Source organism: Alishewanella maricola, assembly GCF_016343785.1.
GTDB lineage: Bacteria > Pseudomonadota > Gammaproteobacteria > Enterobacterales > Alteromonadaceae > Alishewanella > Alishewanella maricola.
Window position 1 is genome coordinate 113,255 of record NZ_JAEINI020000005.1, and the last position, 16,443, is coordinate 129,697.

Consider the following 16,443-nt stretch of genomic DNA (forward strand, 5'->3'; position numbering starts at 1 on the left):
AGACAGATGAGCCAAGCAGTGCAGTTTATTAACGGTCAATGGCAGGCAGGTGAAGGTCAAGCTTTTCACTCTATCGATCCCGCAAAAAATAAGGTTATTTGGCAAGGCCAAGCGGCCAGTGCCACGCAAGTTAAGCAAGCTATCCTCGCCGCGCGTCAAGCACAAATTGCTTGGGGAGGCTTGGGTTTTGCAGAGCGTGTGGTGTTTGTTAAACAGTTCGCCGCCCAACTAAGCAGCCATAAAGAACAACTGGCGGCCTGTATTGCTGAAGATACCGGCAAAGCGTTATGGGAAAGCCTAACCGAAGTGGGCGCCATGATCGGTAAAATAGACATTTCAGTGCGCGCCTATGAAGAACGTACTGGCACCAAAGAAAACCCGATGCCACAAGGGCGAGCGTTTTTACGTCATAAACCACATGGTGTTGTGGCGGTGTTTGGCCCGTATAATTTTCCAGGCCACTTGCCTAATGGCCACATTGTACCCGCACTTCTCGCGGGTAATACCGTGGTGTTTAAACCGTCGGAATTAACGCCAAAAGTAGCAGAATTAACCGTTAAATTATGGCAACAAGTCGAACTTCCCGCCGGTGTGTTAAACTTGGTGCAAGGTGAAGTTGATACAGGTAAAGCCTTGGCCAGTGATGATGGCATTGATGGCTTGTTCTTTACCGGGAGTTCTCGCACCGGCCATTATTTACATCAACAGTTTGCCGGCCGACCAGAAAAAATTCTGGCCCTGGAAATGGGCGGAAATAACCCCTTAATAGTGCAAGATGTGGCAAATATTGATGCTGCGGTGCACGATATTGTGCAATCGGCCTTTATTACCTCAGGCCAGCGCTGTACTTGTGCTCGTAAGTTATTTTTACCTGTAGGCGCTAAAGGTGATGCGATTTTACAGCGCTTGTTAGAGGTTAGCCGCAACATTCAAGTGGGTGAATACGATGCCCAGCCGCAGCCATTTATGGGGGCCATGATCTCCGTCCAAGCAGCGAAAGGGATGTTAGCCGCGCAGCAGCAACTGGTAGCGTTAGGCGGTGAGATCTTACTGCCGTTAAGCCAACCGTATGCCGATAAAGCCTTGGTCACGCCAGGTATTATTGAGTGTACGCACATTACTGATTTTCCAGATGAAGAGCACTTTGGCCCTTTATTAAAAGTGTTCCGCTTTAGCGATTTTGATGCCGCCATTGCTGCAGCGAATAACACCAGCTTTGGTTTGTCAGCGGGCTTGTTAAGCGATAGCCATGAGCTGTATCAACACTTCTACAAGCATATTCGTGCGGGTATTGTAAACTGGAACCGGCCTATCACAGGTGCCAGTTCAGCGGCGCCATTTGGTGGTATAGGTAAAAGTGGTAATCATCGTGCTAGCGCTTATTATGCCGCCGATTATTGCGCTTATCCCGTGGCGTCGGTAGAGTTAGAACAAGTGGTGTTACCCGAACAATTGTCACCCGGCTTACAATTTTAAGTGCGTCAGTTTATCGGCGCTTCGGCGCCGATTTGTTTTTCATAACATTGTTTGCTTAAATAAAGAGAGTTGATAACACAACATTTTGCTGTTTATCAGCAAAACTCGCCGCACTATGACGATATAGGTACAGTATGGTTATTGATAAGGTCGGTTATGAACATCTTATTCAGTTTTTAACTGAACAATTAGATTTATTTACTACTCAAGGCCCCGCAGATGCATCGGGTAAATCGATAGGCGCTTTATTAGAAGAGCATATTGCAGAGCAAATTATCACCTTGTGCACGCAACATCAAGAACTCGAAATGAATCATCGCGCACTGATTATCCGTGAGATTGACGGTATCATGTATGATTTTCAAGAAATCCTTGCCTCGGTATTAGACAATACCGCCACGCCACAACAAGTCGAATTAATTAACGAGATCGCGCTGTTAATTAAAAATTTATTTGATAACGCCATTGCCGAATTATTTGATTAACAATTACTGATGTTACCCGTATAAACGTTATGGCTGCTCGGCAGTTCATGTGCGATTTAACTGGCGGCACACTGGTCTTTTACGTAGAATACTCACCCTTGTTTTAAAGCTGAGATACGAAGATGAAAGCCAAGGTCAGTTGGGTCAATGGGTTAACTTTTTTAGGTCAATCTGAGAGTGGTCATGCCGTAGTATTCGATGCCGATCGTGACAGTAATACCGCACCGACGCCAATGGAAATGCTATTGATGTCAGCCGGCGCATGTTCATCGGTTGATGTGGTCAGTATTTTAGAAAAAGCACGTCAGCAAGTGTCAGCTTGCCGGGTTGAATTATCCGGTGTGCGCGCTGAGACTGTGCCTAAAGTCTTTACTGAGCTGCATTTACATTTTGTTGTTAGCGGTAAAGCCTTAAGCGAAAAGCACGTAGAACGAGCCGTAAGCTTGTCTGCTGAGAAGTATTGCTCAGTGTCTATTATGTTATCGCAAAGCGTAAAAGTAACTCACTCATTTAGTGTTGAAGACGCTGAGTGAATCAATTGTCTGCACGGTCGGGCTGAAAGTTAACTACGGCGTATTTGGGCGTCGTTAGCGGAGAGCAAAGAATTGGTTAAGCCTTTTGAAAAACTGAAACTGCACGGATTTAATAACCTGACTAAAAGCTTAAGTTTTAGCATTTATGATATTTGTTATGCAAAAACAGAACAGCATCGTCAAGAATATATTGAGTATATCGATGAGCAATACAACGCGGATCGTTTAACCGATATTTTGACCGAGGTGGTGGATATTATTGGCGCCAATGTTTTGAATATTGCCCGGCAAGATTATGATCCTCAAGGTGCCAGCGTGACCATTTTGGTCAGTGAAGAGCCGGTACTGGTTGATCCGGACAATACTGAAAACCCTGGGCCATTACCTGATGCGGTGGTTGCGCATTTGGATAAAAGCCATATTTGTGTGCATACTTATCCTGAAGTGCACCCGCATGCCGGTATTTGTACGTTTCGAGCAGATATTGAAGTATCAACCTGTGGCATTATTTCACCGTTAAAAGCGCTGAATTATTTGATCCACAGTTTTGAATCGGATGTGGTGACCATCGATTATCGGGTACGGGGTTTTACGCGTGATATTAGTGGTACTAAACACTACATCGACCATCCGATCACATCGATCCAAAACTTTATGGATTACGATACTAAGAAAGCCTTCCAAATGATTGACGTTAACGTTTATCAGGAAAATCTATTCCATACCAAGATGATGCTAAAAGAAGGTGATTTAAACAATTACTTATTTGGGATGGGCACGGATTCGATGACCGCCGATGAACAAAAAGACATCAGTAGTAAGGTGTTTCGCGAAATCCGTGAAATTTTCTACGGTCGCAATTTGCCAGAAGTAAAATAACGGCAACGACAGACAGTACGGGCAACAGCAGAGGGGCGCTGTTACCCGTACTGCTGTATTACTTGGCTTTTGGCCTTACTGCAATCACTTCAATTTCAACTAACATACCTGGCCGAACAAGGCTGGCAATTTGTACCGTTGAGCGCGCCGGAAAATTAGGTTTTTTCGCGGCTTCACCAAACTAAAAAAGCAAACATCAAGGGCACTGGCAGGGCAACTTGTTATGCTAAAACCGCATTAAGCGTCAAGTTTTAGTACAAAAATTGTGAATTACGGCGCTTCTGCATCAACGCTTCAATCAGCGGCGTTAATATTAACTCCATCGCTAAGCCCATCTTGCCGCCTGGCACCACTAAGGTGTTAACACGAGACATAAAAGATCCATCAATCATCTTCAAATAATAGGGAAAGTCGACATGTTTGATCCCGCGAAAGCGGATGACCACGAAGCTTTCATCTAATGATGGGATATCTTTGGCACTAAAGGGGTTAGACGTATCAACCGTAGGTACGCGTTGAAAGTTAATATGGGTGCGAGAAAACTGCGGAGTAATGTGGTTAAAGTAGTCTTCCATGCTGCGCACAATACTGGCTTGCACTGCTTCGCGGCTGTGCCCACGTTCAGAGGTATCGCGAATAATTTTCTGGATCCACTCCAAATTAACAATAGGCACCATACCAATCAGCAAATCGACATGTTGGGCGACATTCTGTTGTTCGGTAACGGCACCGCCATGCAACCCTTCATAAAAGAGCAGATCGGTATTCGCGCGTAACTCTTGCCACGGTGTAAAAGTGCCCGGCAGTTGGTTATAGGGCACCGCTTCATCGAAGGTATGTAAATAGTGGCGAATTCGTCCAGTACCGGTTTCAGCATAGCTAGCGAAAAAGCTCTCTAAAGCCGCAAAATCGTTGGCTTCTGGGCCAAAATAGCTAATATGTCGACCTTCTTCACGTGCTTTACGTACCGCTAAATCCATTTCAGGTCTGCTAAAACGATGAAAGCAATCACCTTCAACAAAGGCTGCATCGATACCCAGTGTACGGAAAATATGTTTAAAGGCATTGGTCGTAGTTGATGTGCCTGCACCCGATGAACCGGTAACCGCAATAATAGGATTTTTGTGCGACATAGTGTCACCCTGTAACTTAAATTAGCTTCACCTTATCGGATTTGGGCCTAGCGACGCAACTATTATCCATTCAGGTTTGTGTCGTATGACCGATTAAATTTTGGGATTTGCTGGGGTTAAGCTTGGCAAAGGCAGCGTATTGTTGGAGTAAGCTACTGGGTTATGCTAACCGCCACAAATAACAACTGACGCGAGATTTAACTGATCCGAAATGAGCTGAACGAGTACAAAGCCACAGTAGGTTTAATACGATATTTTTGGAGAATGCCATGGCAGATATGCTGCTAACCTTATTAATTGTTGCAGTGATGCCTTATTTAGCGAAGGCGCCTTTGGTGTGGGCAATGCAACAGGCCGGGGGCTATGACAATCATTATCCTCGGCGGCAACAAGCATTATTAAAAGACTTTGGGGAACGTTGTACTGCGGCGCATTACAACAGTTTTGAAGCCTTAGGGTTATATATTGCTGCGATAGTATTTGTGGTTGCAGCGGGGAACGTCACAAGCTCAATGCTAATCGCTGCTTGGTTGTTTGTGGTTTGTCGACTGGGCTATTTATTGTGCTACTGGTTAAATTGGGCGGCTGCACGCAGTTTAATTTGGCTTGGCTCGGTAGCGGCAGCCATCAGCTTAATGCTGATGGCGTTAGCCGAATTACCTTAAAAGCGGAAGGTAGCAATAATCGGATCGTGGTCAGAAGAGCGATACGGTGTTGGCGCATATAATTGTTGCTGTTGCGCCGCTGATTTAAAGCGTAAGCTGTAATCCAGTAATACCGGTTCATCCGCATTAATGGGCCAGTGCTGAAAATGGCTTAGCTGTTGTGCCAAGGCTGGGCTAGCTAACATGTGATCTAAAGATCCGGCTCGGCCTCTGAATACAAAAGAGTAGGAGGCGTCTTTATTCTCGTCTAAATATTGCCAGCCTTGCTGTTCTAAATAGGTAATCGGATCTTCAAAACGATAGGCATTTAAATCACCTAGCACCACTTGGTAGGATGTGGCAATGCCAGTGGGCGTGGTCGTTAACCATTGCTGTAACGCAGTCACGGCTTCTACTCGAGCTGCATTCCAACACGCTTGACCATCAGCTTGATCTTTTTGCAGTGCATAATCACTGGCATTGGCGCGAGGGCAACTGCCTTTAGATTTTAAGTGACCAAGTGCCAAGGTGAGTTGTTGGTTTGAGGCAAGATGCCGAAAACTTTGCGCCAGCGGTGGCCGATGCAAACGGGTAAATGGCGCTGCGGTATTAACTGCGGTTTGCCCAATGGCTTCAATACGCTCTGAGCGATAAAACATACCGACTTTTATAGCATCTGAACCTGGTGCCACCGCGGTTGTAATCATGCTATACGGTGAAGCACTGCGCTCATTAACAGCGGCTAATAACGTCGCAATAGCGCTGCCCTCATCGTAGCCATTATTTTCTAGTTCTAGCAAACCAATAATATCAGCGTCTAGGGCGACGAGTGCTTCAACTAATTTGGCTTGTTGTCTGGCTAATTCAGCGGGTGAACGAGCTCCTCGGCGTGTTGGGAAAGGCTTATCTTGGCCATGGCCGTTAAAGAAATTCAGCACATTATAACTGGCAATTCGCAGTTCGTTCTGTTGCACCGGTGTCGGTACAGCAGGCCGTGGATTAGCACTGACAAACTTAGCGGGTGAGGTGGGCAAAATGCGATAGCCGCGCTCGTCTTGATGTACTATACCGGCAACATCTAATACCTGATCGCCAATCCGTAAAGTGCTGTTGGCGCTTAAGCCGTTATTAGGATATGGCAGAGGGTCGGGGTTTTGTTGCCAATGGCCATCATCTAACCAGATTTCTTGGCGGTTTTGTTGCTCTGCCAGTTTTGCAGCAGCTTCGCCCGGACTGACGACTTGCGTCGGCACCATTAAGCGTTCATTCGCCAGTAAAATTTCGCCATAACGACCTAAAGGATAAGTATCGGCGACTAACAGCGGTTGGCTAAATGCCACCCACATCCCTTCATAAGCTTCCCAACTTTGCTCTGCTGCCAGCGGTAAGCTCAAGGCTATAGGTTGTGTGCTGCTCTGGCCGCAGGTGTTAAGCACGGTAGCATCCACTAGGCTGGTCTGCTGTTCAATTTCAGCGACGGTGCCTTGTACCGTTAAGATCTGCCCGACTTGATAATTTGCTGCATCCGCGAGGCTGAGTAAAATCCCTTCAGCGGTTTGAGGATCGTTATCAGGTTCGACACTTTGTAACATGAGGCCTGGCATAGGCCCATCGAGGTAGACGGGGGCTAATACCACACCTTGCAGCGTAACGCGCTGTCCAAGCAGTGGGCTGATTTCTGCCGTGCCTTGAACTTGTGCAATGCTATGAGTGGTTTCGCCACAAGCGGAGGGCGGTTGCTGACATGCTGCCAGACATAAGCTGATAAAACCGAGAGCAATAATTCGCATAATCTATCCTATGAAAGCCGATAAAAAAGGTGCCGAAGCACCTTTTAACACCCTTTAATTAGGGCAAATCTAATTAGCCTAATGGCCAATAAAAACGTTAAGCTTGTTGCTCACGCGCAATAGCGCGATAGCCAATATCATGGCGATAATACACATTATCCCAATGAATTTTTGTCACAAGCTGATAGGCCGCTTGTTGTGCCTCGGTAACGCTGTTACCCAATGCGGTGGCACATAACACGCGGCCACCATTCGTCACGACATCGTTGCCAACCAGTTCGGTACCTGCATGAAACACTTTACCCGCAAGGGCTGCGGCATCGTCTAAACCATGGATCACTGTGCCTTTAGCATAAGCATCAGGGTAACCCCCAGCAGCCATCACCACACCTACTGCCGCTTTAGGGCTAAATTGAATGTCGGTTTGTGCTAATTGACCTTGCACCGCACTTTGACATAAAGCGACGAGATCTGACTCTAAGCGCAGCATAATCGGTTGTGTTTCCGGATCGCCAAAGCGACAGTTAAACTCTAACACTTTAGCCGAGCCATCTGCGGCAATCATTAAACCTGCATATAAAAAGCCGGTAAATACATTACCTTCAGCGGCCATACCTTTAACGGTAGGCATAATCACCTGCTGCATAACCCAATCATGCACCGCAGGGGTGACTACGGGGGCAGGAGAATAAGCACCCATTCCACCTGTATTTGGGCCTTTATCGCCGTTATCACGCGCTTTATGATCTTGCGAAGAGGCAAAGGCTAGAGCATGGCTGCCATCCACCATCACAATAAACGAGGCTTCTTCACCGGTCAGGAATTCTTCAATGACCACGCGACTGCCAGCATCACCAAATTTATTACCCGCCAGCATATCATCGATAGCGGCAAAAGCCTCTGCCTCGGTTTGCGCGATAATGACACCTTTACCTGCGGCTAAGCCGTCGGCTTTGATCACTATCGGCGTGCCGAGGCTTTTTACATAGGCTTTCGCCGGAGCAATTTCAGTAAAGTTTTGGTAAGCGGCTGTAGGGATGTTGTGCCGTGCCAAAAAGTCTTTGGCAAACGCTTTTGAGCTTTCTAATTGTGCCGCAGCTTGGGTTGGACCAAAAATGGCTAAACCAGCTGCACGAAAGCGATCGACTACGCCTTTGGCTAAAGGCGCTTCAGGGCCAACAATCGTCAGATCAATCTGTTCTTGTTGGGCAAAAGCCAGTAGACCTGCCACATCATCGGCAGCAATAGCGACATTTTGCAACGCCTCTTCGCGAGCGGTGCCCGCATTGCCTGGTGCGACAAATACTTCGGTTGCCAGTGGAGATTGTGCTGCTTTCCACGCTAGGGCGTGTTCACGACCACCGCCGCCAATTACCAATACTTTCATCAGTTTGTCCGTTTGCTCAGTTAGTTAATGGGTTTGCGGAATTTTAACGTCATGCGATCGCTTTCGCCGATAGCTTGATATTTTGCTCTATCTTGTTCACCTAAACGTAAAGTAGGTGGCAAAGTCCACACACCTGAAGGGTGGTTGGCAGTATCTTTGGCGTTGGCATTGATTTCGCTGCTGCCTTCAAATACAAACCCCGCTTGCTCTGCTAAACGCACCGCCATGCTTTGTGGCATGTAACCGCTGCGTGTCCATTCGGTGTTTAATTGGCTTTCAGGTAAGCGGTGTTCAACCACACCTAATACGCCACCCGGTTTTAATGCGGTAAAAAACTGCTTATAGGCTGCAACCAGCGCGTCTTCACCACCGCCAATATACCAATTGTGTAAATTACGGAAGGTTAATACCACATCGGCTGAGTTAGCAGGAGCAATAGTGACACCGCCAGCAGCCGAAAACTCGGTGACCTGAACTTTACTGTATTGTGGTTGGCTCGCCATTTTTTCGATAAAGGCTTTGCGGCTACGCTGACCATACTCTGACGAGTTGGCAGGAAAATGTGCCGCATAGTACATGCCTTTTTCAGCAACGAGTGGCGCGATAATTTCCGTGTACCAACCGCCGCCGGGAGAGATTTCAACAACGGTGCTTTGTGGCGTAACGTCAAAAAAGGCCAAGGTAGCGACCGGATTGCGGTATTGATCACGCTGTAAATATTCAGGCGTACGTAGCGGATTTTTTACAGCGGTTTCTAAAGCTTCATTTGCGGCAAGTGGCAAGCTGCATAATAAAGCAGTCAGGCTTAATATTTTGCTGAAACGTAACATAATGGTGAGCTCCTTTTAGGGGTGGCTGTAGTTTAGCAAAGCAACTGCAGAATTGCAGCGTCTTTCGTTGCCCAATAAATAGGCACTTTTGTTTTTTTAGGTGGCTAGACTGCTAATTTTCAAGCTACAATCTGCCGTGGCTATGCTAGAATAGCCCCCTTTTTTAGTGTGAGTTGCATTATGTTAGATCAGATTAAAGTGGTATTGGTGGGCACGACACATACGGGTAACATGGGTTCGGTTGCTCGAGCTATGAAAACGATGGGTTTGTCACAGCTTTGTCTGGTTGCACCGAAAACCGCCCCTGACGGCCAAGCCTATGCCTTAGCAGCGGGTGCCAGTGAAATTTTAGCTAACGCGCAAACGTTCGAATCTTTAGCCGAAGCCGTGGCCGATTGCAGTTTAGTGGTCGGCAGTAGTGCGCGTTCTCGCACCTTAAGTTGGCCAATGTTGTCACCGCGTGATTGTGGCTTAAAAGCGGTAGCAGAAGCTACGGCAGCACCGGTGGCGTTAGTGTTTGGCCGAGAAAGTAGCGGCTTAAGTAACGAAGAGCTGCAGCTGTGTCAGTACCATGTGTGTATTGATGCCAATCCAGAATACAGCTCGCTTAACTTGGCGATGGCCGTACAAATTATTTGTTACGAAGTGCGAATGGCGCATTTAGCGGCCAAGCCGTTACCTGAGGTCGCGGATGATGAAAAATATCCAAGCTCAGCGCAGATGGAAAACTTTTATCAACACCTAGAAACCGCCTTGCAGCACACGGGCTTTATTATTAAGCAGCATCCGGGTGTGGTGATGACAAAACTGAAGCGCTTGTTTACTCGCGCTCGACCTGAAGAGGCGGAATACAACATTTTACGCGGCATTTTAACCTCGATGCAGCGTCTTGAAAAAATTGATCAGACGAGTCACAAGGAATAATAGGCATGTTCTCCGGCATCAAAGAAGATATCCGAAGTGTATTTGAGCGCGATCCGGCAGCACGCAGTGCCTTTGAAGTACTGACCACTTACCCTGGCCTACATGCCATTTGGTTACATCGCTTAAGTCATCGTTTATGGCGTGCTCAGTGGCGTTGGTTAGCGCGTTGGCTCAGTACCCTTGGGCGCTGGCTAACGGGCGTGGAAATTCATCCTGGCGCTAAAATTGGCAGACGTTTTTTTATCGATCATGGTATGGGCGTGGTCATAGGTGAAACGGCTGAAATTGGCGATGATTGTACGCTGTACCATGGCGTTACCTTGGGCGGTACGAGCTGGAATCCGGGTAAACGGCATCCTACTTTAGGAAATGGCGTGGTCATTGGTGCCGGTGCCAAAGTACTCGGGCCGTTAATGGTGGGCGACAATGCCCGTATCGGTTCCAACGCGGTCGTGGTTAAAGATGTGCCAAAGGCAGCAACGGTTATCGGTATTCCAGGACGCGTTGTATCTAAGCCCGATGCCGATGTGTCTAAACAGCGACAACATTTAGCCAAGAAATATGGCTTTGATGCCTACGCGGTAGCGGCAGATAACCCGGATCCGGTTGCCAATGCGATTGGCAGTTTATTGGATCATATCCAAGTGCTCGACAATAAGGTTGCTGAACTTTGTCACAGTGTTAATGCGCTAGGGGGCAATGTGTGTGAAGAAGTGCCCACGGTCAATATTGAGGAAAGTGATTTTCGGGAAGCGGAACAACGCGCTGCCGAGCAGCGCTGTAAAGATGAGGAAGTGTTTGATCCGCGGGTCTAATGGCTAATCGCGAATTCCGATAAGTTTAGGCTTTAGCATGATGCGGTTTGCTCAGCTTAATAAACCTTGAATCATCCCTGAGGCGCGATGATTATCTGCATTGCTGCAGTTCACCCTTGGCCTGTAAAGGTTGATTTAGAGCAAACAAGCCATACTGAACAGGCGGGTATTCGGTTAATACCTGACTAAAACACTAGGGTTAATACTTGACTAAAATAGTCAGGAATGTAAAATGGACCCCATTCTGAAATGGGAGCCAATTATGCGATTAACTTCAAAAGGCCGTTATGCCGTGACTGCAATGTTAGACGTTGCTTTACACGCAGTACAGGGACCTGTACCTCTCGCAGACATATCAGAGCGACAAGGGATCTCACTTTCTTATCTTGAACAATTATTCGCTCGTTTACGCAAGCACGGGCTGGTAAGCAGTGTACGTGGCCCCGGCGGCGGTTACCAACTAGGTATGGCAGCAGCGGCAATCTCTATCTCTGCCGTGATCGCTGCGGTAGATGAGTCCGTAGATGCCACACGCTGCCAAGGCAAATCCGATTGCCATGGTGGTACTCGCTGCTTAACCCATACGCTGTGGAGTAATTTAAGCCACCGTATAGAAGACTTTCTGACCAATATTTCGTTAGAAGAACTGGTCAATCAACAAGAAGTGCGGCAAACCGCTCAGCAACAAAGCCGTAAGTTAAAGAATCCTGCCACTGATATTGACGTCAGTTGTCAGCTGTAAGCGCAACGGAGCAAACCATGAAGCTACCAATATATTTAGACTATGCTGCAACAACCCCGGTTGACCCGCGGGTTGCAGAAAAGATGATGCAATTTTTGACAATGGATGGCCAGTTTGGTAACCCAGCGTCACGCTCGCATCGTTTTGGCTGGCAAGCTGAAGAGGCGGTAGAAATTGCACGCAGTCAGATCGCCGACTTAGTCAATGCTGATCCACGTGAGATCGTGTTTACCTCTGGTGCCACTGAATCAAATAATTTAGCCATTAAAGGTGCGGCCGAGTTTTACCACAAAAAAGGTAAACACCTGATCACGGTCAAAACAGAACATAAAGCGGTATTAGATACTATGCGCCAATTGGAGCGCGATGGCTTTGAAGTGACCTATCTAGATGTTGAAGCTAACGGTTTAGTCGATTTAGCGAAGTTAGAACAAGCCATCCGCCCTGACACCACGCTCATCAGCATTATGTTTGTCAACAACGAAATTGGTGTGGTGCAAGATATTGCGGCTATCGGTGAATTATGTCGCAGTAAAGGGATTATTTTCCATGTTGACGCGGCGCAAGCAACCGGCAAAGTAGCGATCGATTTACAAACCTTAAAAGTCGATTTAATGGCCTTCTCTGGTCATAAAACTTACGGCCCTAAAGGCATTGGTGCTTTGTATGTGCGGCGTAAACCACGCATTCGCTTAGAAGCACAAACGCACGGTGGTGGTCATGAGCGTGGTATGCGTTCTGGTACTTTAGCCACGCACCAAATCGTCGCGATGGGCGAGTCTTTCCGCATTGCTAAAGAAGAAATGGCTTCTGAAAATATTCGGATCACCGCGTTACGTGATCGCTTATGGAATGGCATTAAAGATATTGAGCAAGTTTTCTTAAACGGCGATGCCGAACATCGTGTGCCAGGGATCACTAACATCAGCTTTAACTATGTTGAAGGTGAGTCTTTAATCATGGCATTAAAAGACATTGCGGTATCGTCAGGTTCTGCCTGTACGTCGGCCAGTTTAGAGCCATCTTATGTGCTGCGCGCACTGGGCTTAACTGACGAACTGGCGCACAGTTCCATTCGTTTTAGTATTGGCCGTTTCACCACGGAAGAGCAAGTTGACCACACTATTAAGATCGTGCATGCCGCTATCGATAAATTACGTGAAATGTCGCCGTTATGGGATATGTATAAAGACGGTGTCGATTTAAACACTGTGGCCTGGGTGGCGCACTAAACACTAGGCGCTATCGCCACAACAGAGGGTATTAACATGGCTTACAGCAATAAAGTTATTGATCACTACGAAAATCCACGCAACGTTGGCGCTTTTGCTAAAGATGATCCAACCGTTGCCACCGGCATGGTGGGTGCGCCGGCTTGTGGTGACGTAATGAAACTACAAATCAAAGTCAATGAGCAAGGCATCATCGAAGATGCGAAGTTCAAAACGTACGGTTGTGGTAGTGCTATCGCTTCAAGCTCACTGGTTACTGAGTGGGTAAAAGGGAAAACCTTAGATGAAGCACAGCTAATTAAAAACACTGATATTGCGCAGGAACTCGCTTTACCACCGGTGAAAATTCACTGCTCAATTTTAGCTGAAGATGCTATTAAAGCCGCTATCGCAGATTATAAACAAAAGCACGGAGGCTAATGCCCGATGGCGATTTCAATGACAGCAGCGGCGGCCGAGCGGGTCAGTAGTTATCTGCATAATCGCGGTAAAGGTGTTGGCCTGCGCGTTGGTGTTAAAACCACTGGCTGTTCTGGATTGGCATATGTACTGGAATTTGTTGATGAGTTGAACGACGATGATCAAGTGTTTGAAGATCATGGTTTAAAACTCATTGTTGATGGCAAAAGCTTGGTATATATCGACGGCACGCAGCTTGATTTTGTTAAAGAAGGCCTAAATGAAGGTTTTCAATTTAACAATCCGAACGTCAACGGCGAATGCGGTTGTGGCGAAAGCTTTACAGTGTAATGCAGACCCTGAGGTAGCATGAATTACTTTCGGTTGTTTGATTTACCTGAGACATTTGAACTGGATCTAACCGAATTAGGTTCGCGTTATTTGTCGTTGCAAAAGCGTTTTCACCCCGATAATTTTGCGGCCGGCTCTGAGCGTGATCGCTTGATGTCGGTGCAGCAAACGGCCAACATTAACGATGCTTATCATAGCCTAAAGCAGCCTTTGCTGCGGGCTGAGCATATGTTAGCGTTACGTGGTTTGAAAATTAGCAATGAACAGCGCAGTTTTACCGACCCGCTGTTTTTAATGCAGCAAATGGAATTGCGCGAGCAACTAGCAGAATTACAAGACGAGGTCGATCCAGAAGCGGCCTTGTTTGCTATTGAGCAACAGATCCAGCAGCAACGCAAACAGCTATTAAAGGCGTTAAGCGAAGCCCTGGTTGAGCAGAGCGCTGAACAAGATCAGCTCGCCGCCGAGTTGGTGCGTAAATTAAAATTCTTTTATAAACTGCAGCAAGAGCTGGAGTTAATCGAACAGCAACTACAAGACTAATTTCACTATGGCTTTACTACAAATTGCAGAGCCGGGCCAAAGTGCGGCCCCGCATAAACATCGGTTGGCCGCAGGCATTGATCTGGGCACCACTAATTCCTTAGTTGCAACGGTACGCAGTGGTGAAGCAAAAACTTTGCTGAACCAAGCCGGCGAATCGATGGTTCCTTCCGTGGTTCGTTACACTAAAGACGGTGTGCAAGTCGGTAGTGCTGCCGAAGCCGCTGCCGTTAGCGATGCTGAAAATACGATTGTTTCGGTTAAGCGTTTAATGGGCAAGGGCTATCAAGAAACGCTGGCTTTAGCCAATGCGCTACCTTACCGCTTAGTTGAGCAAACCGGCTTAGTCGCTATCGAAACGGTACAGGGTATCAAAAACCCGGTAGAGATCTCTGCTGAAATTCTGGCTACTTTAGCGAATACCGCCAGTGAAACACTCGGTGGCGAACTGAATGGCGTAGTCATTACCGTACCGGCTTATTTTGATGATGCGCAGCGCCAGGCAACCAAAGATGCCGCTAAGTTAGCCGGTTTAACCGTACTGCGCTTATTAAATGAGCCAACAGCGGCAGCCTTAGCTTATGGCCTCGACAGTGGCCAAGAGGGCGTCATTGCCGTTTACGATTTAGGCGGCGGTACCTTTGATATCTCCATCTTACGTTTGCGTCGCGGCGTGTTTGAAGTACTTGCGACCGGGGGTGATTCAGCACTCGGTGGTGATGATTTTGATCAAGCCATTGTTAGCGAATTGAAAGAACGTAGCGGCCAAACTGATTTATCCTTTAGTGCTCAGCGCCAATATCAGCAGCAAGCTCGGGCCTTGAAAGAAGCGTTAACCGATAAAGATCGTTGTGATTATCATTTTACTGCTGATCAACAAGAGGTTAAGGGAACTTTAACCCGTACTGAGTTAGATCAGTTAATCCTGACGTTGGTGAAAAAAACCATCAGGGCTTGCCGTCAAACCCTTCGCGATGCTGACTTAACCACCGATGAAGTGTTAAAAGTGGTCATGGTCGGTGGTTCAACCCGAGTCCCCCTTGTCAGGCAGCAAGTAGCAGAGTTTTTTAATACCGAGCCATTAACCAGTATCGACCCTGATAAAGTGGTGGCCTTAGGCGCGGCTATTCAAGCCAATGTGCTGGTGGGTAATAAAGCAGACAATGAAACCTTGTTGCTTGATGTGATCCCATTGTCGTTAGGCATTGAGACCATGGGCGGGTTAACCGAAAAAATTATTCCACGCAATACGGTGATCCCGGTTTCGCGTGCCCAAGAGTTTACTACCTTCAAAGATGGTCAAACGGCGATGGCGATTCATGTCGTGCAAGGTGAGCGCGAATTAGTCGAAGACTGCCGTTCTTTAGCACGCTTTGAATTACGCGGTATTCCTCCGATGCCTGCTGGTGGTGCTCATATTCGCGTAACCTTTCAGGTTGATGCCGATGGTTTGCTCAATGTCAGTGCCGAAGAAAAATCGACCGGTGTGCAAGCCAGTATTCAAGTGAAGCCGTCTTATGGTTTAAGTGATGATCAAATTGCTAGTATGATCAGTGGCTCGATGCAGCACGCCAGACAAGATATGCAGCAGCGCTTGTTGCGTGAGCAGCAAGTTGAAGCAGAACGAGTCATTGAAGCCGTTAGTGTGGCGTTAGCCTCTGATGCGGCGTTACTTGATGAGCAGAAGCAAGCCGACATTAAGCAGGCGTTAGCCACCTTAAGTGAGTTACGTCAGCAACAAGATACCGCGGCCATTAAAGCTGCCATAGAACATACCAACCAGTTAACAGATGAATTTGCAGCCCTTCGCATGGATAAATCTATTCGTTTAGCGCTGCAAGGTCATAAGGTAGATGAGGTCTAAGTTATGCCACAAATCGTATTTTTACCCCATGCCGAATTATGCCCTGAAGGCGCGGCTCTCGACGCTAAAAGTGGCGAAACGGTATTAGATGTTGCATTGCGCAACGGTATTGCCATTGAACATGCTTGTGAAAAGTCTTGTGCCTGTACTACCTGCCATATTGTGGTACGTGAAGGTTTTTACTCGTTAAACGAAAGTGACGAGTTAGAAGAAGACATGCTGGATAAGGCTTGGGGTTTAGAGCCAGAGTCTCGCTTAGGTTGTCAGGCGCGAATTGCCAATGACGACTTAGTGGTTGAGATCCCGAAATATACCCTGAATATGGTCAGCGAAGGGCATTAAGCCCCGCTAGCGCTCTGCGCTGTCTAGTCGCAGCACAGAGCGCAGTAAGTGTTTTACCTCCCTAGGCAATCTTT

Annotated in this window: 18 protein-coding genes and 1 pseudogene; 14 read left to right on the top strand and 5 right to left on the bottom strand. The window is 47.2% G+C overall.

Going from position 1 to position 16,443, the window contains the following annotated elements; genetic code table 11:
- The first annotated feature begins 6 nt into the window (after nucleotides 1–6).
- The 4 genes from astD to speD all read left to right on the top strand — a co-directional run bounded on the left by astD (nucleotide 7) and on the right by speD (nucleotide 3,373).
- Nucleotides 7–1,476 carry a succinylglutamate-semialdehyde dehydrogenase gene (gene astD, locus JAO78_RS09320; RefSeq protein ID WP_226751076.1) on the top strand — a complete coding sequence of 490 codons (1,470 nt, stop codon included), beginning with the start codon at nucleotides 7–9 and terminating at the stop codon, nucleotides 1,474–1,476.
- A 134-nt stretch (nucleotides 1,477–1,610) separates the two neighbouring features.
- Nucleotides 1,611–1,961: a DUF3802 family protein gene (locus JAO78_RS09325; RefSeq protein ID WP_226751077.1), complete on the top strand. Its 351-nt coding sequence runs from the start codon at nucleotides 1,611–1,613 to the stop codon at nucleotides 1,959–1,961.
- A 122-nt stretch (nucleotides 1,962–2,083) separates the two neighbouring features.
- The gene (locus tag JAO78_RS09330) at nucleotides 2,084–2,494 is read left to right on the top strand and encodes an OsmC family protein (RefSeq protein WP_226751078.1); all 411 of its coding nucleotides are present in this window, start codon (nucleotides 2,084–2,086) and stop codon (nucleotides 2,492–2,494) included.
- A gap of 72 nt (nucleotides 2,495–2,566) precedes the next feature.
- Entirely contained in the window at nucleotides 2,567–3,373 is an 807-nt protein-coding gene (speD, locus tag JAO78_RS09335) for an adenosylmethionine decarboxylase (protein ID WP_226751079.1), read from the top strand.
- Nucleotides 3,374–3,431: 58 nt separating this feature from the next.
- Here the strand turns inward: speD and JAO78_RS16860 are convergent.
- Nucleotides 3,432–3,536 (bottom strand): annotated as a pseudogene (locus JAO78_RS16860) (Rid family hydrolase); the annotation flags it as partial.
- A gap of 88 nt (nucleotides 3,537–3,624) precedes the next feature.
- The gene (locus JAO78_RS09345; RefSeq protein ID WP_226751080.1) at nucleotides 3,625–4,506 is read right to left on the bottom strand and encodes a phosphoribulokinase; all 882 of its coding nucleotides are present in this window, start codon (nucleotides 4,504–4,506) and stop codon (nucleotides 3,625–3,627) included.
- Between the two features lie 269 nt (nucleotides 4,507–4,775).
- On the opposite strand from JAO78_RS09345, the gene JAO78_RS09350 reads away from it, so the two are divergent.
- Nucleotides 4,776–5,171: an MAPEG family protein gene (locus JAO78_RS09350; RefSeq protein WP_226751081.1), complete on the top strand. Its 396-nt coding sequence runs from the start codon at nucleotides 4,776–4,778 to the stop codon at nucleotides 5,169–5,171.
- Here the strand turns inward: JAO78_RS09350 and JAO78_RS09355 are convergent.
- The 3 genes from JAO78_RS09355 to JAO78_RS09365 all read right to left on the bottom strand — a co-directional run bounded on the left by JAO78_RS09355 (nucleotide 5,168) and on the right by JAO78_RS09365 (nucleotide 9,157).
- The gene (locus JAO78_RS09355; protein WP_226751082.1) at nucleotides 5,168–6,940 is read right to left on the bottom strand and encodes an ExeM/NucH family extracellular endonuclease; all 1,773 of its coding nucleotides are present in this window, start codon (nucleotides 6,938–6,940) and stop codon (nucleotides 5,168–5,170) included. The two genes, JAO78_RS09350 and JAO78_RS09355, sit on opposite strands and share 4 nt — an antisense overlap.
- 97 nt (nucleotides 6,941–7,037) lie before the next feature.
- Nucleotides 7,038–8,327 (bottom strand): phosphoribosylamine--glycine ligase, encoded by a 1,290-nt coding sequence (gene purD, locus JAO78_RS09360; RefSeq protein ID WP_226751083.1) that lies wholly within the window; start codon nucleotides 8,325–8,327, stop codon nucleotides 7,038–7,040.
- Nucleotides 8,328–8,347: 20 nt separating this feature from the next.
- The gene (locus JAO78_RS09365; protein WP_226751084.1) at nucleotides 8,348–9,157 is read right to left on the bottom strand and encodes a class I SAM-dependent methyltransferase; all 810 of its coding nucleotides are present in this window, start codon (nucleotides 9,155–9,157) and stop codon (nucleotides 8,348–8,350) included.
- 180 nt (nucleotides 9,158–9,337) lie between these two features.
- Between JAO78_RS09365 and trmJ the strand changes: the two genes are divergently transcribed.
- The 9 genes from trmJ to fdx all read left to right on the top strand — a co-directional run bounded on the left by trmJ (nucleotide 9,338) and on the right by fdx (nucleotide 16,369).
- On the top strand, nucleotides 9,338–10,081 hold the full coding sequence (gene trmJ, locus JAO78_RS09370) for a tRNA (cytosine(32)/uridine(32)-2'-O)-methyltransferase TrmJ (RefSeq protein WP_226751085.1): 744 nt from the start codon (nucleotides 9,338–9,340) through the stop codon (nucleotides 10,079–10,081).
- 5 nt (nucleotides 10,082–10,086) lie between these two features.
- Nucleotides 10,087–10,896, top strand: coding sequence for a serine O-acetyltransferase (cysE, locus tag JAO78_RS09375; protein WP_229586535.1), 810 nt, complete (start codon nucleotides 10,087–10,089; stop codon nucleotides 10,894–10,896).
- 262 nt (nucleotides 10,897–11,158) lie between these two features.
- Complete coding sequence (gene iscR / locus JAO78_RS09380; protein ID WP_226751086.1) at nucleotides 11,159–11,638, top strand: Fe-S cluster assembly transcriptional regulator IscR; 480 nt, start codon at nucleotides 11,159–11,161, stop codon at nucleotides 11,636–11,638.
- 17 nt (nucleotides 11,639–11,655) lie between these two features.
- Entirely contained in the window at nucleotides 11,656–12,870 is a 1,215-nt protein-coding gene (locus tag JAO78_RS09385; RefSeq protein WP_226751087.1) for an IscS subfamily cysteine desulfurase, read from the top strand.
- A gap of 36 nt (nucleotides 12,871–12,906) precedes the next feature.
- The gene (gene iscU, locus JAO78_RS09390) at nucleotides 12,907–13,290 is read left to right on the top strand and encodes a Fe-S cluster assembly scaffold IscU (RefSeq protein ID WP_226751088.1); all 384 of its coding nucleotides are present in this window, start codon (nucleotides 12,907–12,909) and stop codon (nucleotides 13,288–13,290) included.
- A 6-nt stretch (nucleotides 13,291–13,296) separates the two neighbouring features.
- On the top strand, nucleotides 13,297–13,620 hold the full coding sequence (iscA, locus tag JAO78_RS09395; RefSeq protein WP_226751089.1) for an iron-sulfur cluster assembly protein IscA: 324 nt from the start codon (nucleotides 13,297–13,299) through the stop codon (nucleotides 13,618–13,620).
- Nucleotides 13,621–13,638: 18 nt separating this feature from the next.
- Nucleotides 13,639–14,163: a co-chaperone HscB gene (gene hscB, locus JAO78_RS09400; protein WP_226751090.1), complete on the top strand. Its 525-nt coding sequence runs from the start codon at nucleotides 13,639–13,641 to the stop codon at nucleotides 14,161–14,163.
- Between the two features lie 7 nt (nucleotides 14,164–14,170).
- The gene (gene hscA, locus JAO78_RS09405) at nucleotides 14,171–16,027 is read left to right on the top strand and encodes a Fe-S protein assembly chaperone HscA (RefSeq protein WP_226751091.1); all 1,857 of its coding nucleotides are present in this window, start codon (nucleotides 14,171–14,173) and stop codon (nucleotides 16,025–16,027) included.
- Between the two features lie 3 nt (nucleotides 16,028–16,030).
- Nucleotides 16,031–16,369, top strand: a complete 339-nt coding sequence (gene fdx, locus JAO78_RS09410) for an ISC system 2Fe-2S type ferredoxin (RefSeq protein WP_226751092.1) — start codon at nucleotides 16,031–16,033, stop codon at nucleotides 16,367–16,369.
- Nucleotides 16,370–16,443 lie beyond the last annotated feature (74 nt).